14 protein-coding genes are annotated in these 13,834 nt (G+C 70.5%); 7 read left to right on the top strand and 7 right to left on the bottom strand.

The genetic code is table 11. The annotated features are described in order from the left end of the window. The first annotated feature begins 39 nt into the window (after positions 1–39). Positions 40–1,383, top strand: a complete 1,344-nt coding sequence (locus NFX31_RS10555) for a PrsW family intramembrane metalloprotease (RefSeq protein WP_262955672.1) — start codon at positions 40–42, stop codon at positions 1,381–1,383. Between the two features lie 6 nt (positions 1,384–1,389). Here NFX31_RS10555 and NFX31_RS10550 read toward each other — a convergent pair whose 3' ends face one another. Beyond that, on the bottom strand, positions 1,390–2,061 hold the full coding sequence (locus tag NFX31_RS10550; protein WP_262955671.1) for a RodZ family helix-turn-helix domain-containing protein: 672 nt from the start codon (positions 2,059–2,061) through the stop codon (positions 1,390–1,392). A 284-nt stretch (positions 2,062–2,345) separates the two neighbouring features. On the opposite strand from NFX31_RS10550, the gene NFX31_RS10545 reads away from it, so the two are divergent. Both NFX31_RS10545 and NFX31_RS10540 read left to right on the top strand, forming a co-directional pair. Then, entirely contained in the window at positions 2,346–2,714 is a 369-nt protein-coding gene (locus tag NFX31_RS10545) for an FKBP-type peptidyl-prolyl cis-trans isomerase (protein ID WP_045251764.1), read from the top strand. Between the two features lie 162 nt (positions 2,715–2,876). Further along, positions 2,877–3,425, top strand: coding sequence for a YceI family protein (locus NFX31_RS10540; RefSeq protein WP_045251765.1), 549 nt, complete (start codon positions 2,877–2,879; stop codon positions 3,423–3,425). Positions 3,426–3,512: 87 nt separating this feature from the next. On the opposite strand, the gene NFX31_RS10535 is transcribed toward NFX31_RS10540, so the two are convergent. Together NFX31_RS10535 and NFX31_RS10530 are read right to left on the bottom strand one after the other, a co-directional pair. After that, positions 3,513–4,406 carry a DNA-3-methyladenine glycosylase family protein gene (locus tag NFX31_RS10535; RefSeq protein WP_262955670.1) on the bottom strand — a complete coding sequence of 298 codons (894 nt, stop codon included), beginning with the start codon at positions 4,404–4,406 and terminating at the stop codon, positions 3,513–3,515. A gap of 56 nt (positions 4,407–4,462) precedes the next feature. Next, a complete protein-coding gene (locus NFX31_RS10530) occupies positions 4,463–5,335 on the bottom strand; it encodes a sigma-70 family RNA polymerase sigma factor (RefSeq protein WP_262955669.1) in 873 nt (290 codons plus the stop codon). 84 nt (positions 5,336–5,419) lie between these two features. Here NFX31_RS10530 and NFX31_RS10525 point away from each other — a divergent pair, with 84 nt between their 5' ends. Then, positions 5,420–5,914 (top strand): carboxymuconolactone decarboxylase family protein, encoded by a 495-nt coding sequence (locus NFX31_RS10525; protein ID WP_262955668.1) that lies wholly within the window; start codon positions 5,420–5,422, stop codon positions 5,912–5,914. Positions 5,915–5,946: 32 nt separating this feature from the next. Here NFX31_RS10525 and NFX31_RS10520 read toward each other — a convergent pair whose 3' ends face one another. After that, positions 5,947–7,182, bottom strand: coding sequence for an MFS transporter (locus tag NFX31_RS10520; protein ID WP_420847437.1), 1,236 nt, complete (start codon positions 7,180–7,182; stop codon positions 5,947–5,949). A 217-nt stretch (positions 7,183–7,399) separates the two neighbouring features. Here NFX31_RS10520 and rpsO point away from each other — a divergent pair, with 217 nt between their 5' ends. Beyond that, positions 7,400–7,669 (top strand): 30S ribosomal protein S15, encoded by a 270-nt coding sequence (gene rpsO / locus NFX31_RS10515; RefSeq protein WP_045251768.1) that lies wholly within the window; start codon positions 7,400–7,402, stop codon positions 7,667–7,669. Positions 7,670–7,863: 194 nt separating this feature from the next. On the opposite strand, the gene NFX31_RS10510 is transcribed toward rpsO, so the two are convergent. The 3 genes from NFX31_RS10510 to NFX31_RS10500 all read right to left on the bottom strand — a co-directional run bounded on the left by NFX31_RS10510 (position 7,864) and on the right by NFX31_RS10500 (position 11,424). Next, positions 7,864–9,099 carry an MFS transporter gene (locus NFX31_RS10510; protein ID WP_262955665.1) on the bottom strand — a complete coding sequence of 412 codons (1,236 nt, stop codon included), beginning with the start codon at positions 9,097–9,099 and terminating at the stop codon, positions 7,864–7,866. After that, the gene (locus NFX31_RS10505; RefSeq protein WP_045251769.1) at positions 9,083–10,294 is read right to left on the bottom strand and encodes an amidohydrolase family protein; all 1,212 of its coding nucleotides are present in this window, start codon (positions 10,292–10,294) and stop codon (positions 9,083–9,085) included. The genes NFX31_RS10510 and NFX31_RS10505 overlap by 17 nt, the downstream gene beginning before the upstream one ends. Before the next feature lie 125 nt (positions 10,295–10,419). Continuing rightward, positions 10,420–11,424: an isopenicillin N synthase family dioxygenase gene (locus tag NFX31_RS10500; RefSeq protein ID WP_262955664.1), complete on the bottom strand. Its 1,005-nt coding sequence runs from the start codon at positions 11,422–11,424 to the stop codon at positions 10,420–10,422. Positions 11,425–11,614: 190 nt separating this feature from the next. On the opposite strand from NFX31_RS10500, the gene efeU reads away from it, so the two are divergent. Together efeU and efeO are read left to right on the top strand one after the other, a co-directional pair. Continuing rightward, positions 11,615–12,607, top strand: coding sequence for an iron uptake transporter permease EfeU (gene efeU, locus NFX31_RS10495; protein ID WP_262955663.1), 993 nt, complete (start codon positions 11,615–11,617; stop codon positions 12,605–12,607). Continuing rightward, the gene (gene efeO / locus NFX31_RS10490) at positions 12,604–13,833 is read left to right on the top strand and encodes an iron uptake system protein EfeO (RefSeq protein WP_045251772.1); all 1,230 of its coding nucleotides are present in this window, start codon (positions 12,604–12,606) and stop codon (positions 13,831–13,833) included. Before efeU ends, efeO begins: the two co-directional genes overlap by 4 nt. Position 13,834 lies beyond the last annotated feature (1 nt).

The raw sequence follows: 13,834 nt of genomic DNA, 5'->3' as shown, positions 1-13,834 counted from the left end.
ATCCGCGACCCCGCCCGAGCGAGCCTCTAGGCTTTGGGCATGAGCTTTGGAGGACACGGCGATCCTGCCGCGCAGCGCCCGGCCTCGCGACCGTCGGCGCAGCCGACCTCGCACGGGACACCGTCCTCTGCGCAGCCGCAATACGCGCAGCAGCCGCAGTATGTCCAGCCGCAGAGCTACCCGCAGACGGCGTCGACGCCGATCTCACCGGTGTACGGCTCCGTGCTGGCGCAGCGGCCGGAGCATCACGGTGCGGTCGCCTACGACGCATACACGCCGCCGGCTCCGGTGCAGGCCGTGCCTGCGCTGCCGGTCCCGTCGGCGAAGGGGCGCCACGCCTCGGTCTGGGCGTTCGGCGTGCTGGGCTTCGTGCTGCTGGGGCTCATCGCGTACTTCGTGTGGGCGCTCGGCCCCGCGGCGTCGATGATCGGCATGGTGCTCGCACTGGTGCCGCTCGCGATCGTGTTCTTCGGCGTGTTCTTCATCGATCGCTGGGAGCCCGAGCCCCGGTCGCTCGTCGCGTTCGCGATCGCGTGGGGCGCGATCGCCTCGATCGGGCTGGCGCTGCTCGTCGACCTGCTGCTCACGCTGCTGGTCGGGGAGCGGAGCTCCGATCTGGCGGCCGTGATCCAGGCGCCGATCGTCGAGGAGTCGGCCAAGGGCCTGGGCGTGTTCCTGATCTTCCTGATGGCGCGGCGCACCTTCGACGGTCCCGTCGACGGCATCGTCTACGGCGCGCTCGTGGGCGCGGGCTTCGCCTTCACCGAGAACATCCAGTACTTCGCGATCAGCCTGATCGAGGGCGGGGCTCCCGATCTGACCGTCACGTTCGTGCTGCGCGGGCTCATGTCTCCGTTCGCGCACGCGATGTTCACGTCGGTGACCGGCTTCGCGATCGGACTGGCGGCGCGGCGCGGCGCCTCCGCCGCGCGGGCGCTCGGCTTCGGCGCCGTCGGCCTCCTCGGGGCCATGGCCCTGCACGCCCTGTGGAACGGATCGTCGATGATCGGCAACTTCTTCGTGCTCTACTTCGTGCTGCAGGTGCCGCTGTTCATCGGCTTCATCGTCGCGGTCATCCTCTTGCGCAAGGAGGAGGCCCGGCTCACCTACGCCCGCCTCGGCGACTATGCGGCCGCGGGGTGGTTCACGCCCCAGGAGGTGTCCATGCTGGCCACGCCCGCCGGGCGCCGTGCGGGCCTGCAGTGGGCGAGTGGACTCCGCGGCGACCGCCGTCCGATCATGCGCGGGTTCATCAAGGACGCGACGACGCTGGCGTCCGTGCGTCAGCGCATCATCACCGGACGGGATCCGCTGGCCGCACAGGACGAGCAGGCGCTGCTGCACCGCACGCACGCCGCGCGAGACGCCCTGCTGGCGCTGTGAGCCCGCTCAGAGGTCGCTGAAGTCGTCCCCTGGGGCGGCGATCCTGGTGACCGTGCCATCGACGCTCTCGTGCTCGACGTAGACGGAGCCGACGTCTCCCGGAGTGACGAGGGAGTTCGTCCCGGGCTGCTGCGTCGATTCCGAGACGAGGATCTGATGCACAGCGCCGGAGGTGTCGGTGAAGGACGCCGTGGGGGTCGCACCGGCGGCGATCGTCGCCTCCCTGGTCATGCCGACGGACACTCCGATGGCGCTGCGCAGGGAGACGCCGGCGGACGCGGCGGCAAGGAACGTGATCCTCGCCTTCGCGGAATCGGCGTAGACGCTGACGATCACTCCGTCCCATTTCGTCGTCGTGACGTCCCAGGGATCCGTATGGTGCTCCTGGGACACCGGCGCGCCGAGTGTTCGAGAGAGGAGCTGGACGACCGCGTCTCCATCATCCAGACGTGCGGTCCCGGCCACGGCCCCTGAGGCGTCCGCGGCATCCAGATGGCCCAACGACAGCGACAGGGTCGCGATCGCCGCCGCCGTCGGTGACGCGGTCGACGACGGCGTGGGTGCGGGAACTGCTGAGGTCGTCGGGCTGCTCGACGTCGCGGCCGGCGGAGTGACCGCAGCGCACGACGTGAGGACAAGCGCGACGAGGACGGTCGCGGGGGCTCGCAGTACTCGCATGAGATGAATCTAGGGGTGGACGAGACTCGACCGGTGGCTTCCGATATAACGGGACCGCATCGGATTCTGTGCGCGGCGCGGATGCGGTGATCGCAAGACTCAGCGCCCGGTGCTGCGGCGATGCCTGCAAGTCCTCCGGGCGCTGAGTTGATCTGAAAACAGGTTGCACCCGCCGTACGGCGATGTCAAGGATCGCTTCGGGAAACCGCGGAGCCGGCGGGTGTTCGCCGTCGGCGCAGTGCCTCGCGTTGACCTCGCTGTGCGCGCTCGGGTTGGATGGAAGCATGACTGAGCGCACCAAGCCCGAGTTCGACGCCCCTACCGGACCCGCTCCCACGGAGCTCGTGATCCGCGACATCATCGAGGGAACCGGCGACGAGGCCAAGCCCGGCGACACCGTGACCGTGCACTACGCCGGAGTCGAGCACGACACCGGCGAGGAGTTCGACTCCTCGTGGGGCCGCGGCGAGACCATCCAGTTCCCGCTGCGCGGCCTGATCCAGGGCTGGCAGGAGGGCATCCCCGGAATGAAGGTCGGCGGTCGCCGTGAGCTGATCATCCCGCCGCACCTCGCGTACGGACCCGCCGGATCCGGTCACTTCCTCGGAGGCAAGACCCTGATCTTCATCATCGATCTCATCGCCGTCGGCTGAGCGGATCGGAACGAAGGCCCCGTCGTCTGGCGGGGCCTTCGTCGTGTCGTCGACAGCTCTCCGAAAAAGTTCTGCGAGCCGGGAATGCATTCAGATGAATGTAGGTTGGACTCTCATGTCGCCGAGAGCGGCCCCTACGAACACTTCCGACGAGGAGCACCCATGACCATCGACATCCCCGGTTACCGCAGCGGCACCTGGAACCTGGACCCCGCTCACAGCGAGGTCACGTTCAGCGTGCGTCACATGATGATCTCGAAGGTGCGCGGCACCTTCGGCGTGAAGAGCGCCACCCTCGTGGCTCCGGAGAACCCGCTCGAGGCGCGCGTCGAGGCGAGCGTCGACGTGACCTCGCTGAGCACCGGGGACGCCGGTCGTGACGGCCACCTGCTCTCGGGCGACTTCTTCGACGTCGAGAAGTACCCGACGATGGACTTCGTCTCCACGGGTGCGCGCGCCGAGGGCGGCGAGCTCTACGTCGACGGCGACCTGACGATCCACGGCGTCACCAAGCCGGTCACCTTCGAGCTCGACTTCGGCGGCTTCGGGGCCGACCCGTACGGCAACTACAAGGCCGGCGCGTCGGCGAAGACCGTGATCAACCGCGAGGACTTCGGCCTCACCTGGAACGCGGCGCTGGAGACCGGCGGCGTGCTCGTGGGCAAGGACGTCACCATCACGCTCGACCTGCAGGGCGCGCTCCAGGCGTAAGCCCCGGACGACCGTCGAAGGGCGGATGCTGCAGCGCGCGGCATCCGCCCTTCGACGGTCGTGCCGCACGTCTGCAGGCAGCGCGTCTCAGGCGTCGCTCTGCGCGATGAGCCGTGATCCCACCGCACGCAGCGACACGGCGGCCCAGGTGCGGAACGGACGCCAGCCCTCCGCGATGCGCGCGAGCTCCGCATCGTCGGGAGCGTGATCGAGCCCGTAGAGGGCCTGGACGGCGGCGCGCGTGTGGTCCTCCTGGGTCGACAGCACGTCGGTGAGACCGCAGGAGCGGATCACGATCAGGGCGCTGTAGAAGGGGCCGATGCCGGGCAGCTGCTGCACATCGAGCATCGCGTCGGCCGGAGGCATCGCTGCGAGACGTCGCACGTCGAGGCGGCCGTCGAGGGCGGCCCGGGCGATCGCATGCAGTCGCGGGATCCGGTCGGCCGGGAGCCCCGGGAACGCATCGACGCCGAGCAGCTGCTCGGGCAGCGGGAGAGCGGCCTCGGTGCGGCCGGCGACCTCGAAGACCGCTCCGTGCTGCTGCGAGAGCCGCTGGCGCAGCGCGATCCCCTGCCTGCGGGCGCGGCGGGCGGACAGGACCGCCCAGACGGCGGCCTCGTAGGGGCTGTAGAAGTTCGAGGGGCGGAAACCCGGTGCGGCCGCGTGCACGCGCGCGAGCACCGGATCCGCGGCGCACACCGCCGCCCACGCCTCGCCATCGTGATCGGCGGAGACGACACGGGCGACCTGCGCGGCGATCGCGGTCAGGTCGCCCTCCCCGTGCACGGTCAGGGCGAGCGCGCCGTCGTGCTGTCGCACCTCGACCCCGACCTGGGCGTCGAGCGCGTCGGTGCAGAAGGCCAGGCGCATGACTCCGTCGAAGGCCGCCTCGTCGCGGTGGCCGAACCCCATGAGTGCGACCTCGCGGAGGTCGTACGGCCCCACGAGGGGCAGCGAGATGGTGCGGGTGGCGGTGCTCATGCCCTCACTCTGCCCCGGGGCGGGGACATTCGCCTCCGCTTCCGGGACCGCCGTCGTCAGCGGGTCGGAAGCGTGAGCTCGGCCACACGCGCCGGCCCGGCGAACGCATCGATCGCCGCGATCCGATCGCCGTCGACATCGAACGCCATGACCGACGCCGCCCGCCCGCCGACCAGGACCACGACGCCCGGGAGCCCGTCGATCAGCACGGGATCGAGCACAGCGTCGGGGATCGCGAACATGAGGGCACGGCTCGCCACCGACGCGCTGCCGCGGACGAGCGACGTCGCCGACAGCCCCTGGTCGATCCGGAGCTCGACCTCGGGGGAGAGCAGCGCCACGAGGCGGTCGAAGTCCCCGGCGCGCGCGGCGGCGAAGAAGGCGTCCACGACCGGACGACGCTCGCGGGCGGGCCTGGTTCCGGCGACGTCGGCGGAGCGCATCCGCCTGCGCGCGCGACTCGCGAGCTGTCGCACCGCTTCGGGGGAGCGTTCGAGCAGCTCGGCGATCTGCTCGAACGGGACGTCGAACGAGTCGTGCAGCACGAACGCGACGCGCTCGGCGGGGGAGAGACGCTCGTGCACGGCGGTGAGCGCGGCGCTGATCGCATCCTCCCGCTGCGCCTGCGTGAGCGGATCCGGAGTGCGCGGCTCCGGCTCCACGACCGGGTCGCCCCCGTCGTCGTCCAGGGGGATCTCGCCGCGCGCTGCCCGGGCGCGCAGGATGTTCAGGCACGCGCGCGAGGTGATGGTCGTCAGCCAGCCCCCGATGTTCTGCACGTCGTCGACGCCGGCCGCCGATGCACGGAGCCACACGTCCTGCACGGCGTCATCCGACTCGGACGCCGATCCGAGCATGCGCTCGGCGATCCGCCGCAGCCGAGGACGATGCTGCTCGAACAGCAGCGCGAGCGAATCCTGATCCGTCATGTCACATCTCCTCCGGCCCGCGTGTCATCAGAGTGACCGCGTCGCTCGGCGCGGTCATGACACCGAGAACGGGAAGAGTCTGACATGACCATCGACCAGACCATCGACACCACGGCCGCCGTCGCGATCAAGGCGCGGATGCCGCACCCGGCGTTCCTGCTCGAAGGCGGCTTCGACGCGCTCACCGCGCTCAGCGCCGTGGCGGCGTCGACGGAGCTTCCGGAGGCGCTGCTCCACCTCGTGCATCTGCGTGCGAGCCAGATCAACGGCTGCAGCTGGTGCACGATCGAGCACGCCAAGGAGATGCGCGCGGACGGTGCGAGCGACGAGAAGGTGTTCGGCGTGGCCGCCTGGCGCGAAGCGCCGCTGTTCACCGCGTCCGAACGGGCGGCGCTCGCCTTCACCGAGGCGCTCACCCGCATCGCCGACTCCGCCGACCCGGTGCCGGACGAGCTGTGGCACGAGGTGTCGGAGCACTTCGACAGACGCCAGCTCTCGGCGCTGATCCTCGCGATCGGCACGATCAACGTGTGGAACCGCATCAACGTGGCGATCCGTCAGCCTGCCGGACAGCGCTGACCGTCGCGCCGGATCCGCGGCTCGTTCCGAGGTCAGGGCTGCGGATCCAGGGCGTCGTAGGCGCGGAAGCGCGGGGTGAGGCGCACGAGCACCGCGACCAGGGCGATCACGAGGAGACCGCCGAGCAGGGGCGGGAACCAGAGCGCGGTGAGCGAGGCGAGCGCGCCGGCATAGAGGGCGCCCAGACGGGGGCCGCCCGCGACGACGATGATGAAGACGCCCTGCAGGCGCCCGCGCATCGCATCGGGGACCGCGGCCTGCATCATCGTGTTGCGGTAGATCGAGCTCACGTTGTCGGACGCGCCCGACAGGGCCAGCGCGATGCACGCGAGCACGATCAGCACCACGTCGGGCGAGGACGCCGTCGCCGCAGAGCCGCCCTGACGCAGGACGCCGCAGACCAGCACGACGCCGAACACCGCGATCGACGCGCCGTAGGCCTGCACCGCACGGGCGATGCCGCGCCCGTGCCAGCGGTAGTGCACGATGCGTCCGGAGAACAGGCTGCACAGGAACGTGCCGACGGCGACGGCCGCGGTCAGTAGGCCGGTGGTGACCGCCCCGCCGCCGAGGATCACCGTGCCGAGCGCGGGGAACAGGGCCAGCGGCTGGCCGAACGTCATCGCGCAGATGTCGAGGACGTACTGCATGCGGATGTTCCCGGCGCGCCGTACGAAGCGCCACCCGTCGACCAGCGAGGCGAGTCCCGGACGCACGATCTCACCCTCCGGCTTGAGCGCGGGCAGCGTCCACAGGCCGAGGAACATCGACAGCATCAGGATCACGTCGATCGTGTAGGTCCAGCCGTAGCCGGTCAGCGCCACGAGGAGTCCGGCGAGAGCGGGACCCGCCATCACGGTCATCCCGAAGGCGACGCCGTTGAGCGCGGAGGCGGGCGCGAGCATCTCGCGGGGGAGCAGCCGGGGGACGATCGCCGTGCGCGTGGCCATGCCCACCGAGTTGGCGGCCGCGATGATCATGCTCAGCGCGTACAGCCACCAGATCGTCTCGGCATGGGTCCAGGTGAGGGTCGCGAGCAGGGCGGTGGCGGCGAACGTGACGACCGCGGCGATCAGGGCCACCCGGCGGCGGTCGAAGGCGTCGGCGAGCATCCCGCCGTACAGGCCCGCGAGGATCATGGGCACGAGCCCGGCCACCGCGATCATGGAGACCGCGAACGTGCTGTGCGTGAGCGCGAACACGTGCAGCATCACCGTGACCACCGTGAGCTGACCGCCGATGCCGCTGAGCGTGGATCCGATCCACATCCGGGCGAATGCCGGGCTCTGCCGGAAGGGGCTCAGGTCGATCAGATGACTCACTCGTCGAGCGTATCGGCGCGGTGAGGACCCCGGATCCGGCCCGGGCGCGCGGGGGCTTCCGGTGCTGATAGACTTGTGCGGTTGCCGTTCGATCGGCCGCGGATAAAGAGAGCCCACGCATCAGGCGTCGGGCACCGCGCAGCAAAGAGGAAGGGGATCACCTATGGCACTGGATGCAGACGTCAAGAAGGCGATCATCGAAGAGTACGCGACGCACCCCGGTGACACCGGATCCCCCGAGGTGCAGGTTGCGATGCTGACGCAGCGCATCAAGGACCTCACCGAGCACCTCAAGGAGCACAAGCACGACCACCACTCGCGTCGTGGCCTGTTCCTGCTCGTCGGTCAGCGCCGTCGTCTGCTCGGCTACCTCCAGGACGTCGACATCGAGCGTTACCGCTCGCTCATCGAGCGGCTCGGTCTGCGTCGATAAGACGCAGACGCCTCCCGGTTGCTGAGGAGCGACCGGAGGGAGCGTATCGAAGCAGAGCGTCTGGGGCTCCGCCGCTAAGCAGCAGCGCAGCCGCGTACAATCGCGCGAAACATTCTTGCGAGGCCCGTCCCACGGTGTGGGGCGGGCCTCGATCTTTGCCCGGTGCCGCGAACCCCGAGCGGTGCTGCCGATCGTCAGTGGAGCGACACCGGGGACCGGCGGATGACCAGGGCAACTGCGACGGAGAACGCGGCGGAGATCACCGCCATCGCGATCAGCGGCGCACTCCAGCCGTCGGTGGCGTCGTGGAGCGCGCCGAGGGCGAACGATCCCAGTCCCGCGACGGCGTAGCCGACGCCCTGCGCGATCGCCGACAGCGGTGCGGCGGACGCCGCGTCGGCGGCCAGGCTGACGATGAGGCCCATGCCGAGCCCGAAGGCCGCGCTCTGCACGATGCCCAGCATCGTGACGATCACGGCGTCGGGCGAGCCGTCGAAGGCGAACCAGAGGAAGCCGACGATCATCACCACCCCCAGACCGGGGCCGAACCAGGTCAGGATCCCTCGGCGCCGCGCCAGCACCGGGGCGACGAGCGTGGGGATCAGGCCGATGATGCTGAACCAGGCGAGCAGGCCCCCGGCATGGGCCGCATCGGCGCCGCGGGAGACCAGGAGCAGGGGCAGCCAGGTGGTGACGGAGAAGTAGAGCAGGGCCTGGAGGGCGAACACGGCGGTGACGAGCGCGACGGTCGGACGCGCGGAGGGCGGGATCCGGGTGCGCATCCGGGAGCCTGCCGACGCGGCGGCGGCGGGGATCGGGGACACCGCGAACATGGCTGCGGCCGCCGCGGCGGCCAGGATCGCCCAGGCCGCGAGGGACGGGGACGGTGCGCCGAACAGCCGGGACATCGGAACGGACAGGCTCGCACCGAGCGCGGCGCCCACGCCGAACGACATGCTGCTCAGGCCCACCCAGAGTCCGCTCGCGCCGAGCGACTTCAGGAACGGCGGCAGCAGCGTCGCCCCGATCATGATCGCGATCCCGGCCAGGCAGGTGCCGGGCAGGAGGGTCCACGAGGCGAGCACCCGCACGCCGAGCGCGACGGACAGCAGCACCATCGCCGTCGCGAGCGCGCGGTGCACGCCGATCCGTCGGGCCAGCAGCGGACCGAGCGGGGCGGCGAGGCCGAACGTGACGATCGGCAGAGCGCCGAGGATCCCGCGCTGCAGCGGATCCAGGCCGTAGGTATGGCTGAGCGCGTCCAGCAGGGTCGAGACCGACGTGATCGCGGGCCGCAGGTTGACGCCGACCAGGAGCGCCGCGGTGAGCGCGAGCGCACGCGCCGCGCCCGTCGCCGTGGGGTGGCCCGCGGGGCTGGAGAGAACCGTGCCTTCGTCGACTCCGCGCGCCCGCTCAGCCGGCGAGGACACGGAGCCCGTCCGCGACGACGCGTCCATCGTGCAGGACCGTGCGGTCGGTGCCGCGGTCCATCACGGCACTGGTCGGCGTCTCTCCGTCCACGATCAGCAGATCCGCCCGGTCGCCGACGGCTGTACCAGGGCGATCCTGCACGCCGGTGAGCCGGGGCACGTCGTGGGACATGATCGCAGCGCCGCCCATCGTCGCGACGGCAAGGCACATCTCGATGTGCTCGTCCCGGCGGAAGCTGTTCGTGAACGCGAGCTGCCAGGTGCGATCCAGCATGTCCGCGTTGCCGTACGGGCTCCAATAGTCGCGCTGGCCGTCCTCTCCGAGGCCGAACCGCACACCCGCCGAGACGAGGTCGACGAGCCGGAGCTGGTTGCGGGCCGCCGGCGCGACGCTCGCCATCGCGATGTCCAGCTCGGCGAACGCCTCGATGAGACGTCGGCTGGTCGCCTCGTCCACGCCGCCGAGCTCGTAGGCGTGCGACATCGTCACCTTGCCCTGCATGCCGAGTGCGCGCACGCGCTCGAGCACGAGCTCGGTGCTGAACACGCCGAGGTGTCCCGGCTCGTGCAGGTGGATGTCGACCTCTACCTGGTACTTCTCGGCCAGACCGAACACGATGTCGAGATGCCGGACCGGGTCGCGGTCGAGCTGGGAGGGGTCGATGCCCCCCATCACGTCCGCGCCCTGCCGGAGCGACTCCTCCAGGTAGTCGACGGTTCCCTCCTCGAGCAGGATGCCGGCCTGCGGGAAGGTCATCACCTGCACGTCGGCGGCACCGGCGAACTTCTCCTTGGCCGCCATCACCGAGTCGAACTTCTCCAGTTTGCAGTCCACATCGACCTGTGCGTACGAGCGCACCCGCGTGGTCCCGCGGGCGATCATGCGCTCCAGGGTGCCCGCGACGATCTCGGCGTGCGGAACGTCGGTGTTGCGCCAATGGGCGCGGTCGTTCAGCATCATGGCCCAGACGCCGGGTGCACCCGTGTGCTCGCGGAAGGGGAGGCCGAGGCGCGTGGAGTCCAGATGCACGTGCACATCGCTGAACGAGGGGAGGAGCAGTCGCCCCCGGCCGTCCACATCCCCCGCCCCGAGCGGGACGGTGCGGTCGTGCGGTCGGACGGCGCCGATGCGGCCGTCCTCGATCACGACGTCGGATGCGGAACCGCCCCACGGGCGGACGTCACGAATCAGCATGGAACTCCTCGGTGCGGGACGGATTCGGCGGGACACGACAGAGCGCCGGCGCCGAAAGGAATGGTATACCATTCTCGGAGCCAGCGCTCTGTGCGGAATCCCGGATCCGCTCGCGCGCGGAGGTCTCAGGCCGGAGTGCCGACCAGATCCGCGTGATGGATCGCCGCGACGTCGGGGTGCGCGCGCAGGCGGGACTTCAGCGCGTTCTCGCCGTACAGGGCGTGGATCGGGTTCGAAGGATCCTTGGTGACGCCGCGTGCCTGTGCCGCGAGCTCGGCGGGCAGCTCGATCAGCGGCAGGCGCGCGTCGAGCGCAGGGTTGAAGAAGAAGGGGATCGAGATCCGCTCGTCCGGAGCCTTCGGCGAGACCACGCGGTGGTTCGTCGCCTTGAGGTAGCCGTCGGTCGCGTACTCGAGGAGCTCGCCGATGTTGACGACGAACGCGCCGTCGACCGGCGGGGCGTCGACCCAGGTGCCGTCGCGCTCGACCTGCAGGCCGCCCTTGCCGGGCTCGACCCACAGCAGCGTGAGCACGCCGGAATCCTTGTGGGCGCCGACGCCCTGCTGCGGCTCGGGCTCGTGCGTGCCGGGGTAGCGGACGATCTTGATGAGGGTGGAGGGGTCGCCGAAGTTCTCCTCGAAGTACCCCTCGTCCGCGCCCAGGGCGAGCGCCCAGGCCCGGAGGAGCTTGCGGGCGACGCCGGAGAGGTGCTCGTGCCACTCCTCGACGATCTCGCGCAGCTCGGGCTGCGCCTCGGGCCAGAGGTTCGGGCCGATCAGCCGGTTGTATCCGGGGCCGCCTTCGACGGCGGCGCGCTCGGGGCCGATGTCGATCTGTTCGCGCCAGTCCACGGCGCCCTGCGTGCGCTCGCCGCCGATCCGGGTGTAGCCGCGGAAGTGCGGGCTCTTCACGTTCTCGATCGCGAGCTTGTCGGCCTCGGGCAGGGCGAAGAAGTCCTTGGCCGCCTGGTGCAGCCGTGCCTCGAGCTCGGGGGTGACACCGGTTCCGGTGAGGTAGAAGAAGCCGACGTCGTGCGTCGCCGCGCGCAGGTCGTCGCGGAAACGCGCCGCGGCCTCGGGGCCGGCGTCGAGCTGGGAGAGATCGAGGATCGGAAGGTTCAGTTCGGCCATGAGGCGAGGCTAGATCGGCTCGTCGCCGTCGGCGCGAATGTTGCCGTGGATTACTCGCGGACGCCGTCGGCCCGCGCCGGGAGGTGTTCCGGGGAGGAGTCTCGGGATGCGGGAGCGCGACGGGACGGATGCTACAGTTTCTGAGGTAAGGGATGCCTTACCTCAGAAACTCGTCAGGAACAGTCCCTCCGTGTTCGCCACCTTCCTCATCGGCCTTCGTGAAGGCCTCGAAGCCGCGCTCGTCGTCGGCATCCTCGTCGCCTACCTGAAGCGGCTCGATCGCAAGGACGTGCTGCCGCGTCTGTGGATCGGCGTCGGCGCGGCCGTGCTGCTCGCCCTGGGGATCGGCGCGGTGCTGACGTTCGGCGCCTACGCCCTCACGTTCCAGGGACAGGAGATCATCGGCGGCACGCTGTCGCTCGTCACCGTCGCCATGGTGACCTGGATGATCTTCTGGATGCGCAAGGCGGGGCGCACCATGAAGGCCACCCTGCAGGGCGGCGTGGATCGTGCGCTCGAGACGGGCACCGTGTGGGCGCTCATCCTGGTCGGTTTCGTGTCGGTCGCCCGGGAGGGCGTCGAGACCACGCTGCTGCTCTGGTCGATGGTGCAGTCGTTCGGGGACGCGCCCTCGGCGATCCTCGGCGCGGCCCTCGGCCTCGTCGTCGCCGTCCTCGCCGGCTGGCTCCTCTCGCGCGGCGCCGTGCGGCTCGATCTCTCCCGCTTCTTCACCTGGACCGGCGGCTTCCTCGTCGTCATCGCCGCGGGCGTGCTCGCGTACGCGATCAGCGATCTGCAGGAGGCCGGCGTCGTGCCGGGCCCCTTCACCTCCGCCGCGCCGCTCGACGGCGCCGGAGCCGTGCTCGTGGGCGCGGCGGGCTTCCCGTTCGGATGGGCCTTCGACGTCTCGGCGGCGATCCGCCCGGACAGTGCGCTCGCGGTGCTGCTCCAGGCCGTCGTGGGCTTCATGCCGAGGATGAGCTGGATCCAGGTGATCGCCTGGGCGCTGTACCTGGCGATCGTCGGCACGCTCTTCGTGCGCGGCCTGCGCCGCGCCGCCCCGCGCGCCGCCGCCCCCTCCGTCTCCGATTCCGTCCCCTCGTCCGCGCCGGCGCTCGTCGCCGCGGAGCCGTCGGCTGCGCACATCGCGCCGACGACCGTCTCTTCCGAAGGAGCCTCATGACTCTCTCCCGCCCCATCGCCGTGCTCGGCGCGGTGACCGTCCTCGGTCTCGCCCTCACCGGCTGCGTCGCGAAGAGCGACGTCGCCGCCGCCGGACGCCTCACGGTGTCGTCGACGGCGGACGCCTGCACCGTCTCGGCGGGCACCGCGAGCAGCGGCACCCTCGCGTTCGACGTCAGCAACAAGGGCGAGGAGGTCACCGAGTTCTATCTCCTCGCGGAGGACGGCGTGCGGATCGTGGGCGAGGTCGAGAACGTGGCGCCCGGTGCGGCGCGCACGCTGACCGTGGTCGCCCAGCCCGGCAAGTACTTCACCGTCTGCAAGCCCGGCATGATCGGATCCGGCGTCGGCAAGGCGGCGTTCTCGGTGACCGGGGCGAAGGTGGCGGAGAACGGCGGAGACGCCGCGCAGAAGCAGAAGGCGCTCACCCAGTACGCCGCGTACGTGAAGGACCAGGTCGGGCAGCTGATCCCGGCGGCGAAGGCGTTCACCGACGCGTACCGCAACGGCGACGATGCGGCTGCGAAGACGCAGTTCGCGACCGTCCGCTCCTACTACGAGCGCATCGAGCCGGTCGCCGAGCAGCTCGGAACTCTCGACCCCCGCCTGGACTTCCGAGAGCTCGACGCCAAGGCCGAGGGCATCGACTGGACGGGCTTCCACCGCATCGAGAAGGATCTGTGGGCTCCGGCTGCCGGTGCCGTGAACTCGGACGGCACGACGCCCGCGACCCAGGACTGGGCGCCGTCGACGCCCGCCGAGCGTGCGGCGTTCGCCGACAAGCTCCTCGCCGATCTGCAGGAGCTCTTCGACCACGTGCACTCGGACGCGTTCGTGAAGGACCTCGAGGCCAAGGGGATCGCGGGGATCTCCAACGGGGCGATCTCCCTGCTGGACGAGGTGGCCAACGGCAAGATCACCGGTGAGGAGGACTGGTGGTCGGGCACCGACCTCTCCGACTTCGCCGCGAACGTCGAGGGATCCAAGATGGCGTTCTCCGTGGTGCGCGAGTTCGCGGAGAGCAAGGGTGCGGAGGGCAAGAAGCTCGTGGGGCAGATCGACCGCGGCTTCTCGGCGCTCGAGGCCGAGCTCGCGGTCCACGGCTCGCTGAAGGACGGCTTCGCGCCCTACTCGACGGTCACCGAGACGCAGAAGCGCGACCTCACGGATCTGCTGAACGCGCTCGCCGAGCCGCTCTCCAAGCTCACCAGCACGATCCTCGGCTGAC

The organism is Microbacterium azadirachtae, assembly GCF_025583665.1.
GTDB classification, from domain to species: domain Bacteria; phylum Actinomycetota; class Actinomycetes; order Actinomycetales; family Microbacteriaceae; genus Microbacterium; species Microbacterium azadirachtae.
This window is presented reverse-complemented; position numbering and strand designations above follow the sequence as displayed.

Excerpts from the sequence above, each read along its gene's own strand:
- NFX31_RS10500 (WP_262955664.1), bottom strand. The coding sequence starts at position 11,424 with ATGGCCGAACTGAACCTTCCGATCCTCGATCTCTCCCAGCTCGACGCC.
- NFX31_RS10525 (WP_262955668.1), top strand. The coding sequence starts at position 5,420 with ATGACCATCGACCAGACCATCGACACCACGGCCGCCGTCGCGATCAAG.
- NFX31_RS10550 (WP_262955671.1), bottom strand. The coding sequence starts at position 2,061 with ATGCGAGTACTGCGAGCCCCCGCGACCGTCCTCGTCGCGCTTGTCCTC.
- NFX31_RS10555 (WP_262955672.1), top strand. The coding sequence starts at position 40 with ATGAGCTTTGGAGGACACGGCGATCCTGCCGCGCAGCGCCCGGCCTCG.
- NFX31_RS10530 (WP_262955669.1), bottom strand. The coding sequence starts at position 5,335 with ATGACGGATCAGGATTCGCTCGCGCTGCTGTTCGAGCAGCATCGTCCT.
- NFX31_RS10545 (WP_045251764.1), top strand. The coding sequence starts at position 2,346 with ATGACTGAGCGCACCAAGCCCGAGTTCGACGCCCCTACCGGACCCGCT.
- NFX31_RS10535 (WP_262955670.1), bottom strand. The coding sequence starts at position 4,406 with ATGAGCACCGCCACCCGCACCATCTCGCTGCCCCTCGTGGGGCCGTAC.
- rpsO (WP_045251768.1), top strand. The coding sequence starts at position 7,400 with ATGGCACTGGATGCAGACGTCAAGAAGGCGATCATCGAAGAGTACGCG.
- efeO (WP_045251772.1), top strand. The coding sequence starts at position 12,604 with ATGACTCTCTCCCGCCCCATCGCCGTGCTCGGCGCGGTGACCGTCCTC.
- NFX31_RS10505 (WP_045251769.1), bottom strand. The coding sequence starts at position 10,294 with ATGCTGATTCGTGACGTCCGCCCGTGGGGCGGTTCCGCATCCGACGTC.
- NFX31_RS10520 (WP_420847437.1), bottom strand. The coding sequence starts at position 7,182 with ATGTGGATCGGATCCACGCTCAGCGGCATCGGCGGTCAGCTCACGGTG.
- NFX31_RS10540 (WP_045251765.1), top strand. The coding sequence starts at position 2,877 with ATGACCATCGACATCCCCGGTTACCGCAGCGGCACCTGGAACCTGGAC.